Origin of the sequence: Candidatus Enterococcus huntleyi (assembly GCF_009933175.1) — a bacterium.
GTDB classification, from domain to species: Bacteria; Bacillota; Bacilli; order Lactobacillales; family Enterococcaceae; genus Enterococcus_K; species Enterococcus_K huntleyi.
Genome location: NZ_MAEJ01000001.1, coordinates 209,881 through 226,686, shown reverse-complemented (window position 1 = coordinate 226,686; position 16,806 = coordinate 209,881). Strand labels below are relative to the sequence as shown.

The 16,806-nt window shown below is 39.6% G+C and carries 11 protein-coding genes; 1 reads left to right on the top strand and 10 read right to left on the bottom strand.

Going from position 1 to position 16,806, the window contains the following annotated elements; genetic code table 11:
• Nucleotides 1-25: 25 nt before the first annotated feature.
• The 7 genes from allB to BAU15_RS00900 form a co-directional block, all read right to left on the bottom strand.
• Nucleotides 26-1,384 (bottom strand): allantoinase AllB, encoded by a 1,359-nt coding sequence (allB, locus tag BAU15_RS00930; protein WP_161840875.1) that lies wholly within the window; start codon nucleotides 1,382-1,384, stop codon nucleotides 26-28.
• A 29-nt stretch (nucleotides 1,385-1,413) separates the two neighbouring features.
• Nucleotides 1,414-2,895: an allantoin permease gene (allW, locus tag BAU15_RS00925; protein WP_161840874.1), complete on the bottom strand. Its 1,482-nt coding sequence runs from the start codon at nucleotides 2,893-2,895 to the stop codon at nucleotides 1,414-1,416.
• Nucleotides 2,896-3,764: 869 nt separating this feature from the next.
• Complete coding sequence (locus BAU15_RS00920; RefSeq protein WP_161840873.1) at nucleotides 3,765-5,357, bottom strand: glucosaminidase domain-containing protein; 1,593 nt, start codon at nucleotides 5,355-5,357, stop codon at nucleotides 3,765-3,767.
• A gap of 12 nt (nucleotides 5,358-5,369) precedes the next feature.
• Nucleotides 5,370-6,680 (bottom strand): coiled-coil domain-containing protein, encoded by a 1,311-nt coding sequence (locus BAU15_RS00915; protein WP_161840872.1) that lies wholly within the window; start codon nucleotides 6,678-6,680, stop codon nucleotides 5,370-5,372.
• A gap of 315 nt (nucleotides 6,681-6,995) precedes the next feature.
• Entirely contained in the window at nucleotides 6,996-7,928 is a 933-nt protein-coding gene (locus tag BAU15_RS00910) for a coiled-coil domain-containing protein (RefSeq protein ID WP_161840871.1), read from the bottom strand.
• The gene (locus BAU15_RS00905; protein WP_161840870.1) at nucleotides 7,928-8,695 is read right to left on the bottom strand and encodes a hypothetical protein; all 768 of its coding nucleotides are present in this window, start codon (nucleotides 8,693-8,695) and stop codon (nucleotides 7,928-7,930) included. The genes BAU15_RS00910 and BAU15_RS00905 overlap by 1 nt, the downstream gene beginning before the upstream one ends.
• 980 nt (nucleotides 8,696-9,675) lie before the next feature.
• A complete protein-coding gene (locus BAU15_RS00900) occupies nucleotides 9,676-10,890 on the bottom strand; it encodes a pyridoxal-phosphate-dependent aminotransferase family protein (RefSeq protein ID WP_161840869.1) in 1,215 nt (404 codons plus the stop codon).
• Between the two features lie 194 nt (nucleotides 10,891-11,084).
• Between BAU15_RS00900 and BAU15_RS00895 the strand changes: the two genes are divergently transcribed.
• Nucleotides 11,085-12,734 carry a PucR family transcriptional regulator gene (locus BAU15_RS00895; protein WP_161840868.1) on the top strand — a complete coding sequence of 550 codons (1,650 nt, stop codon included), beginning with the start codon at nucleotides 11,085-11,087 and terminating at the stop codon, nucleotides 12,732-12,734.
• A gap of 801 nt (nucleotides 12,735-13,535) precedes the next feature.
• Here the strand turns inward: BAU15_RS00895 and arcC are convergent.
• The 3 genes from arcC to BAU15_RS00880 form a co-directional block, all read right to left on the bottom strand.
• A complete protein-coding gene (gene arcC / locus BAU15_RS00890; RefSeq protein WP_161840867.1) occupies nucleotides 13,536-14,474 on the bottom strand; it encodes a carbamate kinase in 939 nt (312 codons plus the stop codon).
• A 158-nt stretch (nucleotides 14,475-14,632) separates the two neighbouring features.
• Nucleotides 14,633-15,535, bottom strand: coding sequence for an oxamate carbamoyltransferase subunit AllH family protein (locus tag BAU15_RS00885; protein ID WP_161840866.1), 903 nt, complete (start codon nucleotides 15,533-15,535; stop codon nucleotides 14,633-14,635).
• A 4-nt stretch (nucleotides 15,536-15,539) separates the two neighbouring features.
• Nucleotides 15,540-16,805, bottom strand: a complete 1,266-nt coding sequence (locus BAU15_RS00880) for a YlbE family protein (RefSeq protein ID WP_161840865.1) — start codon at nucleotides 16,803-16,805, stop codon at nucleotides 15,540-15,542.
• Nucleotide 16,806: the final 1 nt, after the last annotated feature.

Here is a 16,806-nt window from a genome sequence, read left to right as displayed (position 1 = left end):
CAGTTCATCGACATAATCTCTTATTTTAGATAAATTTCCCAGGAAACTCAGCAGTTACGCCAGCTTCTTGGCTGTAAATAGACTCCCCACGTAAAATTGTTTGAACGACTTGTGCGCCAATTTCACGGCCAATGTATGGACTAATCTTGTTACGATATTCCAAATCTTCTGCTTTCAAAGTATAAGGAGCATCTGGTTTGATCAAGACGAAGTCAGCATCTTTACCAATACTGATCCGACCTTTAGAATCTAGATCGTAACGATCTGCTGGGTTTGTCGCAATGATATCAGCAAACATTTTCAGGCTCATTCCACGTTTTTGAACCCCTTCATCAAACAAGACATCGACGTTATTTTGAACGCCAGAGATTCCGCCCCACGCTTCAAACGCATTTTCTTTATCTTTTAAGTCTGGTGTACATGGAGAATGATCTGATGTCACGAATGCAATTTCTCCTGATAAGACTTTATCCCACAATGCTTTTTGTGTATCTAAATCACGGATTGGCGGTGAACATTTTACAACTGGTCCAATCGCATCTAATTCGTCTGTATGGAAGTATAAATAATGTGTACATGTTTCACACGTTACATCGACGCCTTCTGCACGGGCTTTCGTTACTTCTTCAACCCCTTCAGGACATGCCACGTGACAAATGTGAATCCGGCAACCTGTTTCTTTCGCTAATAAAATCGCGCGGCGAATTGGTTCTACTTCTGTAAAGACTGGACGGCTTTCTACATAAGCCTTCAACGTTGTTTCCCCATTTTGATAAGCAATCTCGCCTAATTTATCAGTAATTGCTGCATTTTCTGCGTGAATCGCTAAGACTTTGCCAGTCGCAGCAACTTGCTTCATGCCTTCATATAAAGAGTAATCATCGACGTTCATGAAATCGCCATCGATTGTGCGATCGCCACAAGTAGCCATGAAACATTTATAAGCAGCCACGCCGCCATCGTTCAACTCTTGAATGCCACCTTTAAGATTTAGTGGAGTCAGTCCGCCGAATGAAGCAACATCAGAACGTAGCTTGTTCTTACCTGCATCGTACTTGATTTGTAAACTTTCCCCATCGATTGTTGCAGGCACTTGGTTTAATGGCATTTCCATAAATGAAGTCACGCCGCCTTTCGCACAAGCAGCCGTCCCAGTTACATACCCTTCCCACTCGTCACGGTAGCCGCCTCCAGGATCAGTGATATGAACGTGTGCATCGACCATCCCAGGACTAACAACTAATCCTTGTGCATCAATTGTTTTAGCGCCTTCTAAACCATTACCGATTGCTGAAATAACCCCATCTTTTACTGCGATATCTGTTTTAACTTCACCGTTTTCTAAAATTACTAGGCCGTTCTTAATTACTAAATCGTGATTCATGCTGTGTACTTCCTCTCTATATATAATTATTAATCAAAGGCTTCTTCAGTTTTATCCTCAGAGCCTAATTTCTTCAAAGCATAGTAGATGACAAATGCGCAAGAGAATCCAACTAACCAAGAAATATTCGAAATCACCTGTAACGCAGGGATGAATTGTCCACTTAAGGAAATAAGCAAAGCGATGATTGTCGCAATGTAGGCTTGGCGATTCAATCCACGATAACTATTTTGGGTATTGTCTTCTTTAGGATTCATATAAAGTGCATCTAAGTTAATTTTTTGACTCTTTATAAAGAAGTAATGAGCGATCATAACACCTGCAACTGGTCCTAAAACAGCACCAATTGAATTCAAGAAAATGAAGATACTATCTGCGTTTTCCATTAGTTTCCAAGGCATAATTATAAAACTTATCAAGCTAGCGATAATAACGCCTCGTTTGTAATTCACCTTTTTAGGGAACAGAGCCGAAAGCTGATACGCTGCCGGAATGATATTTCCTGTAGCATTGGTAGAAATCGTTGTAAGTAAGAATACCGTCATCGCAACAATAACTGCTGGGAAATTGTCCCAACGTTCAACAATATTCAGCACATTCCATTCCTGAATACCGTAATGAATCGAACCACCAATCAAAATTGCCACACTTGAAAAGGCGAAGATTACGTAAGCAACTAGCAAACTTGCCGTTTGACCCACCGTTTGATCTCGAGTTGATTTCGCATTTTGGGTGAAGTCGGAAACACTCGCTCCCGGAGCCGCCCAAACTGCTAATACTGAATTGATGATCATAAAATAGGCGAAAATTGGATTGATATTTTGAGTTGCACCACTCGTATCAAAAGACAAGATTTCACCGATACCGCCGGCTACCTGAACAGCCCAAATCGCCATTCCACCGAATACGATATAAATTAGCGGACTTAAAATTGCTGTAAACTTGTTTAAAATATTGCCGCCACCAAGTCCAATCAGCATATTGATTGCCCAGAAAATTGTAAAAGAAATTAATCCTGGAATACCAATACCGAAGAAGCTTGCCGACCCACCAATTGTTAAAAAACCAGGCCAAATCTTTCCAATCAATACTAAAAGAGCAAGTGAACCTGTATAATTCTGTAGTCCAAACCAGGCGATTGCTGCGACACAGCCTCTTAAGAATCCTGGTAATTTTGCTCCGACATCCCCATAAGTCGAACGAAGATGAAGGGCAAAGGGAATGCCATATTTTGATCCTGCTCGGCCATTCATTGTCATAAATAAAGCCACAACAAGTGCACTGATAATCAAAGCCATCATGACATTAATTGGCGATAACCCTAAAAATAAAAATCCGCCAACTGCTGTATAGTTAGGAATATTATGAACGGATCCCATCCAGAGAGTAAAATAATTCTTCATCCCCATATTGCGCTTCTCAGATGTTTTGGGAAGCATGTCATCGTTGTAGCCGCGTTCCTTAAATCGGGCCACCTCTTCTTCTGAAACCACATAATCTTTGTTTTCCACTCTTCCTCCTCCTTCTCTGCTTTTGAAACTTCATATCATTAATTTGATAAGCGCATTGTAAACGGTTAAAAAATGAAATTGACTAAAGATGCCACTATGTATATCTTTTGTACAAACTGGATAACTTGAAAAAATGCTCATCTGCGAAGGTCAAAAAATGTTTCTGCCGATAGTGGAAAAGCCCAATTCGGATTCTTCGAAGTAGAAAATTTCCGTACGTTTTATTGGATTTTTATGATAGTAAATAATTATTGCTGTTGTCTTAACAGTGGGCACTCTTCTATAAAAATATTTCACATACTTATATTTTAAACGATAAATACTGAGATCTTTATCAATCTTTTTTTTAATCCGAAAAGACAATGTACGCGCTTCCAATGTCTATTTACATTGTAAAGGGTGTTGGGTGTAGATACATTTAACAGTAGTGACAAAATTTCAGAAAAGTTTGTGCACATTAGCTAATTTTTTACACTATAAAAACCGAATGAACTGTGTGAACATGCTACTCCTGGGCTATTAGTTGCCAGTTGTTTCTCCCACCGAACTTACGTATTAATCCCTACTTAAAATTTCCGGTTTCCATAGGTATCTTTCAAGTTGGCTTGTTTTCAGTATACTTTTTTGAGGAAGCTTATTTTAAGATAGCAGTAACAGAGGATTTCATTTGTTGCGAGAATGTTTCGTGATTGTTTGTGAATAAATCCCCTCTAAGCAAAAAGAGAGAACATCTTCATGTTCTCTCGAGGTTTTTCATTTTTCTATATGAGGTGGTTTTTTTCGAAGATGTTGAATACCTTTATGTATTGGTGAGAATAGGGGTTGCATATTGCGAGGTTGTACTTTTTAATGTGGTTACTAAGTCGTAACTAAACGTCTAGAGTTGGTGTCAGGCGCAGCACTTGACCTTCTCTTAAAATATAACTTTCAAGTTGATTCCATTCTCTGATTGATTGGATCGATAAGCCGACCTTCTTAGAGATGCTCAACAAACTATCGCCACGTTCAACTTTATAGCTTTCTGCTGGAACTGCTGAAATAGCAGTGATTTTATAGCGTAAATTTAACGGTTTGAAGACTGGCTCTGGCACCACTTCAGTTATTTTTTTGTTTACAAGTACATCTTGTTTGTAGCGAGTATCCGATTCGATCAATGCTTCTTGATCCATTTGACTTGGACGAACAATCGGTTCAATTTTCAGAACTTGTCCTACCATCAAGACAAAGCGATTCAATTGGTTCAACTCGACCAATTCAGCAATTGAGATTTGATACTGCTCACTAATTGACTTGAGGGACTCACCTGGCAACACTTCATGTTCGCGATATTCTTGCTCTCTGTGTGTGTAAGCGTCAAACAATTCTTTGTCCTCATGCTTAGTTTCTTCAGTTTTTTTCGTAGTCAGTTTCGACTGCACTCGACCTGCATCAGCCGGAACTTCATCTACTAGATAATCATACTGTGACAAATTATACGCTTCAATCAGGCCATTTAATTTCGCCCCATAACTCGTATCCGTCGCATAACGTCCAGTTAAGAAGCTTGTAGCATCCATGTAACTAGTCGTGTTGCTTTTTCTAGCCCCTCTGTAGAGATTACGGCTTAATAAGTTCGCATAATCTTCCAAAGATTCTTTATAGGAAGAATATTTCCTGAAATTCGCGTTTACCTTATGTAATTCACCCGAAGCATCCTCTTCGCTAGTTACAAATCGAACTGTTTTTCCACCATAACTACCCTTTATTCCAAATAAATTGTAATTTGGCGGACTCGCTAATCCGCTATTTCCTGAGCCGCTCTCTAAGATTGCTTGAGCAATCATCACTGATGCATATAGATCATGCTCTTGTCCCAGTAGTCTAGCCTGTTCCGCGATTTGTTGAACAAACTGTTGAGTCGAATAATTAGGTGAAACAGCAATCACTGTTGGAATCACTTCTTTTTTCTTCTCTTTGTCTGCTTCCTTTTTATCCGCAGATGTCGACGTTTTCGCCTTGTTCACGCCTGCGTCTTGTTCTTTTGAGTTAGTCGTTTTATCCACTTTACCCTTCACTTCTTGACTACTTGATGTCGTCGTCCGTTGTGGTGGTGCTTGTTTTTCCGAACTAGTGCTAGTGCTCGTTGTTGAATCAGTCGTTGCACTTTCGCTCGTCTGGCTTGTGGTAGTTTCTGTATCGCTAGTTGAGATGCCGCCACTCGAATCCAAAACACTCGAGTCAACGGTGCTACTCTCTGTACCCTCAACCCACGAACCAGTCCCCTCATCAGTAGAGGAGCTGGTGTCGCTTGTTGATTGTTGAGAAGCTTGTTGCACGGTCAAATTTAATGGCTTACTTTCCTGTTCATCTTGCAGGGTAAATGAATCCGTTGAGACCGTCGTCGCTTCCACAGAAATACTCGCAGAGAACCCTGAGTAGGCTAATACGACACTACTAACCAGTCCAACCTTTTTATAGTCCATTATTCAACCTCCTTAAAACGTCCGATTTAAGTCGCTTGCTTGCTCAATTAATTTATTGAATAAGGCAGCTGAATCATCACGAGTTCGCTCAATATTTCTTTGATATAGAAGTGCTTCCGCTTTTAATGCACGTAACTCTTCTTGAACCTCAGATTTGATATCATAAGCAACAACTTCCGCTTTGTTGATAATATCCTTCGCTTTAGCTTTCGCTTCAAACATAACCTCAGCCATTTCTTCTTTGGTTAACGCATAATAATCTTCTTCTTTTTCTTGTTGTTTAATTTGCGCTAACTCTTCTTCCAATGCTTGAGCTTGTTGTTTAATCTGTGCTAATTCTTCTTCCAACGCTTGTGTTTGTGACATTAATTCTTTGTACTCAGGTGTTTCAGTCACAGCCATCGCTTCTTCAGGTCCATTTTGCATAGCAACTTCTAATTTAGCCAAAGTTTCTGCCAATTGATCATTTCGTTGACCCAATAATTCTAAACGATGTTGTAAAGTTTCATTTTCAAGTTCTAAGCGTTCTTTTTCGATTAATACACGAGGAGATTCCGCATCTTCAATCGTAGTTTTGCTTGTATTTGTTTCTGCTTCGTTATCAGATGGCGCTGTGCCCTCTTCTAAACGTCTCATTTCTAGAGATAAGCGAATAGCATTATCTGAAAGTTTTTCGTTCTCTGCAGTTAATTTCGTAACTTCTGCTGTGACACGTGTATTTTCAGTAGTTAATGCTTCATTTTCATCAGTTAAACGATTATTTTCAGCAAGTAACGCTTCTTGTTCGCTAGTTAAACGCTCAATCTCCGCTTCGAAATCTTCTTTCTCTTTTTCAAAAGCTTCTTTGATTGCTTCAACATCTGGCGACTCTGTTGAGATTTCAGCAGCCAATTGCTCTTTTTCTGAAGAAAGTTGCTCTTTCTCAGCAGTCAATTGTTCTACCATTTTTTTGTATTCTTCCAACTCAACCGCTCGTTCAGAATAATCTGAAGGAATAGCTTCCACTGAAGAAAGTTCTGTCTCTAAATCATGAATCCGTGTTTCTAAACGAACTCGACTCTTTTGAAGCTCTTGTTTATCCGCTGCTAGTTTTTGATTTTCTTTCTCTAGCATCTGATTTTTTTCTTGCAACTCTTCTAGCTCTTCATCATCAAGCTCATCTTCATCGCCGTCTTCATCATCGAATTCATCATCATCAAACTCGTCGTCATCGAATTCATCATCGTCGTCAAACTCATCATCATCGAACTCGTCGTCCTCAAAATCTTCAATATCATCAAATAAATTCTTTTTATTTTTCGCTTTTCTTTTAAAAATACTCATACTCTTTCTCCTTTATGTCTGAATTATCATGTCCAATGGATATCTTGTGTTATTTTTTCGCGCAAAAATTTTAATTGTTCGCTTTGAATAATTACCCACAACTTACTATTTTAATAAAATGAACAACTCTCCAAAAGATAGATGATTCATCTACTGTTTCGGAGGGTCGTTCATTCAACTGACTATATTAAAACTACCCCTACACTGACCCGCTATATTCATCCTATAGCTTAAGCACAGTTTTCAAAACTAAAAATAAATATCATTATTTTATACTAATCCTTCACCACGTATGGAGACTAATCAGCAGTCTTGTTATTTATTTGGTTGGTAATCTGAAAGTAAGCTACCTTCAACTAAGTGATTAATTTTCTTTTGCATCTCATTGTACATAGAAACCACTTGCTCTTTTGAATCTTCCACTTCGATGAAGATTTTCTTCGCACGGCTACCAATGTTTTCTAATTCTAATTCAGCAGTGCTGATCATGTGTTTCGCTTCAACATGTGCTTCTTCTAACATTAGGTTCGCTTGTTTCTTCGCAGAAACTAACACTTCACCAATTTCTTTTTGCGATTCAACAACTTCTTGTTTCAACGCTTCATTTTGCTCAACTAAATCATTGATTTGACGTTTCGCTTTCAATAAAGCCTCTGCATCGCCTTCATCTTCTGGGCGTTTTTCAGCTTGTTTCACTAATGATTGAATTTTTGCTTCTTGCTCACTGATTGTGCCTTGTAAATCTGTGTTTTTAGCATTCAACTCACGAACTTGTTCTTTAAGGTCAAATTTATCAGCTGTTAATTGAAGTACTTCAGCATTTAATGACTCTAAACGGCCAGATAAATCTTCTGAACTATTCGTTGCACTCTTCGCAGCTTCTGCTTTTAATGCTTCATTTTCTTTCTTTAACCGAGCTAATTCTTCTTGCTCAGCTGGTTGGCTTGTTGCTTGTTCTTTTGCCGCTTTCAATTCGGTCACTTCAGATTTCAAGCCATTGATTTCTTGCTCATGGGCTTGTTTTTCTTGAATGATTTCCGCTTGAAGAATCTTGATCTGTCTCTCATATCGCTTCATATTACGTTCCATTTCGTCTACGTCTCCTGAGTTTGTGTCTACTGGTGTCACTTTCTTGAACTTAGAATTTTCCTCTTGTGAAAGTGATTCAATCACTTCATCAGAAACCTTATTAACCTCATCTATCAAACTTTTTTGAGAAAACCATCTTTCTTTTTTGTTATCTACCATTACATTTTTCCTTCCTTTATCTTACTAGTATTGTCGCGCTGTTCTTTGAAACTTTCTTGATTTGATTCTCTACTATATAAACTACTACTCGTATCATCTTCTTTAATTAGACCCTCTGCGGTAACAGCGATTTGGTTCAGTCCAGGTATCGCTTCCGCTTCTTTCACAAATCGAGTGATCTTCTCCAGCAATTGTTCATTCTCACTCGCTATTGCTTGTTGTTGTTTTGTTAGTTTAAGACTCATCGTTTGATTCGCCTCTAAAATTACTTCCACCGTATCCACTTGGAAATAATCTTTTAATTCCTTGGATAAGTTAGATTCCATTTTGTTTTGTTCACTTTTACTTTGTATATTTTGATTTTCATCATCGAAAATTATTTGCCATGGATAATCAGCTAGATTAAGAGATTCATCAGATAACACAAGATTCTCTAGATCCTGCTCTTCGTTACTCACTTGTTTTGGACTCTCTAACGACTGTGCCTGATTTTCCAGCTGCTCGACTCTCTCTTTTAACTGCTGAATTTCATTTTTAGAAACACTGGACGCTTGCGTTAATTGGTAGGTAGAGAATATCCCTATAGAGACACTCATTAGTAATAAAAAGGCGAGGATTAATAGATAAAGCACATGCTTTTCTACTTCTTGCTGCTTCACATGATTTAGTTTTCGTTGGAAAATTACTGGATAGTTTTCTATATCTTTAATTTGGTTGAGCCGACTATACACGAGATAACGATAGACAAGTACACCCAGTCCTCCCATTATAAGAAAGCTACTTATAATCATAGTTATCAACAAAACTGGCTTTCCTCCTTATATATTTTGAACCCTTTTATTTATCGCAATTAATAGGTAACTCCACTACCCATTGGCTACTGCTTTTCAGTGGGTCACTAATGGACGAATTTGTCGATTAATGCCCTCGCCATTGCCTGTCTAGCTCGCTGTTTTTATCGCTGTCCCAAAATACCAGTCGTTTTAATACCTAGAGTTATTTTTGATGCAAAAAAAAACATTCGTAAACAAAACATTGCGTTTAAAGTGTATCAAGTAGGACAGAATTTGTCAAACCATTTTTGGTCTTAAACAGGCACAAACTCAGCATTTTCGTCATTATTCCGTAAAAATTATCCAATGGTTACAAATTTATCGTCTAATTTCACCCAAACGGCGTAAAAACAGCTCCAACAAACGACTCCCATATGAGGCAAATATACGCGCACTTCTAGCGATTGATCTCCTAAGCAGATGATTAAAAAATAACCAAAAAAGGACCATTTACTGAGACATTATTTGATATGCGCACCAATTTTGTTTGTTTTTATTTTTAACCCACCTTTTTCACACGACACTGGTCATTTACTCGCCAAAGTTACCTTCAATTTCAGCCAATTTTTGTAAATTCCCCCTAGTGTACTTTATGACTTTTCTGTTCGCATTTTGATGCATCAAAACACCCTATATACCCTACATACATACTCATCCAACAATCATTCTTCACGTAGAAAACACCCCTGGCAAGGTGCTAGTCTCTCACTACTACAATCAGAGAACTAGCAACTGCTAGAGGTGTTTTGCTTGTTTTGTAATATTTCAAATAACTCAATTCGCCTGCATCTTTAGCAATAATCGCAGGCCTTGCGGCAGCTGCATCCCTGTTCAATAAAGTGCTGAATATATCAGAAAAACAAAGCCATCAATCGTGTATAAATACGTAAAGCTGATATATTTATCTCGAATAATTATTGTTCTTTTTGATACATTTCTAAGGCATACACACTGGCAGCACCGTAATCAAACTCATGACCATGCGCTTTTAAGACAGCTTCGAAAGCACTGATCAGTAATAAGACGTTAGATTTTTGACTACTATAACCCATGTTACCAACGCGCCAAACTTTGCCTTTTAGAGAACCAAATGAAGAGGCAATCTCAATCCCATATTGACTTAATAAAGTCGATCTCAACGCTTCCCCATCGACGCCTTGAGGAATCATAATCGGTAGCACGGTTGGCATCATCGTTTCAAGATTCCCATAAAAAGTCAGATTCATTTTCGCAAATGCAGCCTTCAAGATATCATAATTCTTCTGATGGCGGGCAACTACATTCTCCATACCTTCTTCTAACATCACGCGCAAGCCTTCATGTAAGCCATAAATCATGACTGTCGCTTCCGTGTGGTGATTGATCGGCGTCGGACTCCAATATTTTTCTAGCTGAGACAAGTCCAGATAATTACTAGAAATATACGCATCGCTTCGCTCATCGTCACCTAACCCTAACTCTTTTTGATAACGTCTAGCTAAGACTTTTTCCACGCGCTCGTTATACGTAATTAATGATAAACCAGAAGGGACACTGACACATTTTTGCGTGCCGGCGATTGCCACATCGACATTCCACTCATCAACTCGAATGTCTACACCACCGTAAGTTGCCACCATATCGACAACAAAAAAGATATCTTGTTGGCGACAGAATTGACCAATCTTACTCAACGGCTGCATCTGACCATTCGCCGTTTCCCCGTGAATCATCGCCACGAGCTTCGGTTGTGTTTTTTCGATTGCTTCAATCACTGCCTCTTCTTCGAACGGCGCTTCCCAATCTTTTTCTAACCAAATAATTTCGGCTTGCGCTCGTTGGCAGATTTCTCCTAATAAATAAGCAAATCGGCCATACGCCGGGATCAAAACTTTATCTCCTGGTTCAATTAAAGCAATCAAGGCCGCTTCAATTCCTGAACGAGACGTCCCATCAATCGCAAAAGCTTGCTTGTTTTTCGTGCCAAAAGGAACCTTAATCATTTCCTTGACTTCACTCATGATCCGTAAGAATTCTGGGTCAAATTGCCCTAACATCGTTTGACTCATCTGTCTTAACACACTTGGCTGAGCTTCTACTGGTCCAGGGGTCATGATAATTCGTTTCGTAGTATTCACTTGTTTATACATAGAATCTCCTCTTTTCTTTTTTTCCATTCTTCTATTTTAAAGGAACTCTACGGGGGATACATTAGCAAGATTAACCAATGAATCTGCCGATTTGTGCAAAACTACCAAGAGTTTTTTTGCAAATGACTTCGTTTTCATCTAAAATGAATGAAAGCACTTGATACACGAAATAGACTAGTCAGGAGGGATAATTATTGGCAACATTAGAAGAAGTCTTGCAGGTACCGCGATTTTCAGATTTGAAAATTTTATCCACCCACGAGCAACAACATGAAATCGTCAGCGTCGAAATTACCGAAACACCCGATATTGCTAATTATATTCCTGAAGAAACCTTTATTTTAACCACTGCGATGGTTTTCAAAAACGATCAAACCAATTTAAAAAAATTGATTGCTTCCTTAAAAGAGAAAAAATGCGCCGGCTTAGGCATCAAAGTTGGCCGCTTCTTAGGCGAAATCGATCCTGAAATCATTGCCTACGGAACCGCCTTAGACTTACCTATCGTAGAAGTCCCTGCCACTCAGCCCCTGGGGCAACTCTTACATAAATTATTGAGTTATCTGTGGGACTCGAAAACGGAACAGCTGACCTACGCCTTAGATATCCAAAAACGTTTCACCAATCTATTAATTCATGAAGTTAGTAATGAACGATTTATCACTGATCTCGGAAAAATTATTAATGCACCGACAATTCTCCTCAATCCATGGAAAGAGGTCATTGCTCATTCGAATCATTTTTCCCACAGCGATCGTTCCGTAGCTTATTATACTGAACAAATTAATGAAAAACATTTTAGACGCATTGATCGTGGAAAAACCTCATTTCTGATTCAAAATACCGATGAAAAAATGATTCAAATCGCCGGTTTTCCGATTAAGATTGATACCTATTTCCCTTATTACTTACTCGTCTTGAATCCTGAGCAGATTCCCTTTCCAACTTCAGAATTTGCCATTGATCAAGCCGTCTTAGTCTTAACCTTTATGCTCTTTAAGAATCAAAAAATTCAAGAATCGATTGAGCGATTGCGGAGTGATTATTTAAATCAACTAATTACTTCACAAAACTACGAGAAAAATGAAGGCCGCAATTGGCTGGATTTGGGACAACCCTTTGGAATCAAAGAGAGTCATTTTTATCAAATGAATATCGTGACTTGCTTTGTGCACCAAGAAGATGCCACTAAACTGCGCTACCAAGCAGAAAAATCGCAAGTCGCTATGTCCTGGCTCAAGGAAAAGTTGCCGCAACGCGTGAAGGATGTCCTAATTTTCCCAATAAAAGAAAGTAATGACATCGGCCTGTTGCTCCAAGCTCCAGAACAATCACTTGAAACTATTTTCGAAGAATTATCTGAGGAATTAGCGCAAGTCTTACCGATTCGCTTACATTTCACTCTAGGCAATGCCTATGAGGCGCTTGAAGAGATTGCAAACTCGTTCGTCGAAGCAAAAATCGCCATGGAAGAAGTAAAACAACTGAAAGAACCGCCAATCTTCCAGTACTATCATGCCAAAGGATTATTCGCGCTCTTTGAACAGACCAATACGGAGGATATCCGCTACTTCTGCACGAAGACCTTAAAAGACTTAGCCTATCCTACAGAGCCTTCGTTGATTGAGCTACGTAAAACACTCAAATGTTACTTAGATTTCAACTGTGAGATTTCCAAAACGGCGACGGTTCTTTACCTTCACAGAAACACGATCAAATACCGTATCAACCAATGTGAAGAACTCTTAGACAGCAATATTCAAAATCCGCAAACTAGTCTAAATCTACGGATGGCCATCGAACTATCCGAATCAGCCAACCAAGTAAGTGTCGATAAGAAGTAATTCTGGAACACCGCTACGAATAAAGAATGAATATCAAATAGCCTAATGCGCACTCAGAAAAGTGATGCATTAGGCTATTTCACCTTTTAAAAAACAAAGAACGCCCCACTTTTAAAGCAGTTTGAGCTAGAACAACAATGTGTTGAGATTTATCAGAACAGACAAACAATTAACTTCTACTTGCAAGTATATATAGCTCATTAGAAGTTGAATTTAAAGTTTAACCCGTCTAAATTTTGTTGATGGATAATTAATATATACTCGATAATTACGAATCTTTAATTTTTGACCAGCAATTTATTTCGATTGAAAAATCAGTGGACGTTCAGACATTAACAAAACAACATCATCTGTAATGGAAGCGAAATTACTGGTAATAAATAATACCAAGTCTATGAAGTGAATTTTATGTAGATTTCTTCTTTACAGACTCATAAACGTAGCTTTCCGACATTCTGTATCAGCTAGATTTTATTTAATCAAGATAATAGATAGCAAATCTAGCAGTAGGGATTACTGGAATCAAAAAGTTCTGCAGTCCCTAAAGGGGGATTATGAATTATCCGCTGTTTGACTATAGTATTTACAGCGGGTTAAGAACTAATTTAGCAATGAGATCAACGTTCTTTGTTGAGCTGCTTGCGACCAGACTGCAAACTTTTTCGATGGAAGGAATCCCGGATGCGATATATGATTTATGATTTCGTAATAGTTACACATCCTTCATTGAAAAAAATCGTATTCAACCAGCTATCTAGCTACTTGAATACGATTTTTATTGTTCACATTTAGTTCTTAACCTTACCCGCTAATTATCGTCCCAGCTTTGCCTTGTAAAGCAAGGTCAGCTTCATCTAAGGCACAGATAATCGCTTTGCGGCCATTTTTTGCAAAAGAGATGGCTGCTTCCATTTTTGGACCCATACTACCATCCGCAAAATGTCCTTCTGCCATATATTGCTCAGCTTCTGCAACTGATAGTTCTTCTAATTTCTTCTGATTTGGTTTGCCGTAGTTAATGTAGACATTTGGCACGTCAGTTAGCATCATGAAGACATCCGCATTGACCTGTTCCGCCATTTTCTTCCCTGTGCGGTCTTTATCGATGACTGCTTCTAATCCATGTAGCATTCCTTCATCATCACGATACACAGGAATTCCCCCGCCACCGCCGGCAATTACAATAATGTTTTTCGACAGCAAATGAGAAATGGCATCCATTCCATGAATCAGTAAAGGCATTGGTGAAGGGACAACCCGGCGATAACCACGTCCCGCATCCTCCATCATGGTCCAGCTTTTTTCCTTGATTAACTGTTCAGCTTCCGCTTCATCGTAAAAGATACCAATCGGTTTATTTGGCTGTTGGAACGCTTGGTCACAACGATCGACTTCTGTTTGTGTATGTAACGTAACAACTGTTGCGTCTGAGTCATTTTTTCGCAAGGCATTCTTGATCGTTTGTTCCATCATATAACCGATAAAGCCTTGCGATTCTGCGTTACAGACCTCTAATGGTGCTGGTGGTACGACATCTTTTGCGACTTCATTTTGGCGTAAAATGTTTCCTACCTGCGGCCCGTTTCCATGCGTCAAGACGACTTCGTAATTCAGTTTCTCAATTTTGGCAATTTGTTCCGCACTCGTTTCCAAATTCTTTAATTGAATCTCTACTGTTGCTTCTTGTTTTGGACGCAATATCGCATTTCCCCCAAGTGCAATCACTACACGTGTTCCCAATTAGTTCCCCCCTATGTTTGGTTCAAATGGCGCTTCGTTTGGATTAAACTGAGTAATTTCCCCTTAAGTCTCTCTAGCCGAAATACGCCCATTCAAACCTTTTTTTCTGCATTAATTTATAATCAAACCCTTTTATTCATTACTTACTTCATTTTTCACTACCCTAATTTTTTCGTTTCACCCGATTGGTTCTTCTTTTTTAGCAACTGTCTGATTCCCCAAGCGACGCCCGCTAGAAAATCACTTCCCGATGTTTGACCATGATTAATGATATTTTTCAAGACATTCGGTTGATTTTCCAGAGAAGTGTTTCCCTGAAGAATCTCCGCCAAAGCGAGTTGGTCTCGTCCATAATATCCAGCACACGCCAACGATAAATAATGTTGACTGACATCGGTGGTTTGCTGGACTGGATCTGCCAAGCGTTCCTTGACAATCTCCGTCAGTTGATCCGCCTGATTCATCTGATTTATCAAAAGCCAACCCATCAGAAAGTCATCCCCTGAAGGCGTCAAGCCTCGACCACGACCTAATAAAAATTTGACCCAGTCCGCCAATTGTTCTAGCGACTTGTCTGTCTTAACTGACTTATCTGTCTGCGCTTGAAATAATTCCTGCGCATCTTGGCTAGTAAATTCACTAAGGCCAATATCAAAGCCCGTTCGTTGCGGCAAGCTCGCCAGACTATCCAAGACTGACTGATACGTAGACTTGCACGTTAACTCTTTCTGAGCACTCGTTTGCAGCAGTGGTTCAAGCTTGGTTGAAGGACCTGCTGTCACCTGAATCATAAATGACTGCTGCGCTGTCTCAATTACCAAGACTTGATTCGCTAAAGTTGTCGCAGTGATCTGCTTGCTCAAAGAATGAAGCTGGATGAAGTCTTTTTCTGGTAAAAAGAGTCCACCAGGCATCAGACTGAGCGAATTGGGCGCGACCAATAGTAGCTGGCGCTGCTCGCTAGAAACTAGATTAAAAGTTTGACGAAACTGACTATGCAATTGCCAAGTCTTGTCTTTAGATAACGTCGCCAAGTCCGCGCAAGCCGTCATTGTTTGCATGATTTTATCCTTCGAAACCTAATTTTTTAGCATACGCCAAGACGGCTTTTTCAAAACATTCAATCGGCGGCGTCACTGTTCCGGCACCAATTTGACCTAAGCCAGCTTTTTTATTAGCAATCCCTGTATTAATCACTGGTAGGATCCCTGTTTCAACTACTTTACAAGCATCGATCCCCGTCGCAATTCCTTGGAAATCCCAGGTTGGTACAGAAAAGTTTGGATTATGTGCTAAGGTAATTTCGGTCATTTCTTCACTAGTATTTAAGGCATCATTGAAGCCACCTGAGCCGACAAAACGTGTCACGGCTGGTGCCGCGATCATCGCCATACCGCCTACGCCGAAGGTTTCAGTAATCGCACTGTCTCCCATGTCGGGCGCTGCATCAGCTTCCGAAAATCCTGTGAAATATAAGCCTTTCGGTGTATTGGCAGGTCCGGTAAACCACTCATCGTCCATCCCAGAAATCCGAATGCCAAACTCATGACCGTTCCGGCACATCGCCGTTACAACTGTACCTTCTTGAATCATTCTAGCGCCATCCATAACGGCTTTAGATGAGGCCATCATAACGTTCAAGAAAAATTGATCCGTGTCTGCTAAAAATTGAATCACGGCTTCTTTATCTGCTTGCGTCACATCTTCTAACGAGACAATTGTTGGTGCTACTTCTTTAAGAAACGCCAGTGAAGCAGCAATATTTCGTTGATGGAATTCATCGCCCATCGCAATTGCTTTGGCTACTAACACGTTAATATTCATCGGGCCTTTTTTCTTAATTGCCTTACTTAAGGTTGGACCAAGGACATCCTTCATCCAATGCAAACGTGTGACTACTTCATTGGAATAGGCACCAAAACGTAACACTGCACCAATTCCCTCATTCATCGTACAGTAAGCCACATTGCCTGCTTCTGTGTTTTCAACAACTAATACGGCCATGTTCGCCGAAGTAATCCCACCCATTGGACCGACTGCATCGACATGGTGACACGGAATTAATTCAACCTCACCGTTCTCTAATAACTCGCGGGCACTCGCTTCATCCTTCGCCCAGCCTTCAAACAAGGCAGCCCCGACACAGGCTCCTTGAATCGGATCAACCATTTTGTCATAAGTAATCGGCGGTCCCGCATGTAATAACACTTTGCCTGTTTGCAAAGGCTTGATGACTTCTTTTGCAGGAACAACATCTAGTAAGAATGGTGAACCGGCAATAATTTTAGCAACCACTGCTTGATTTGCTTCTTCAATTGTTTGATAAACCATA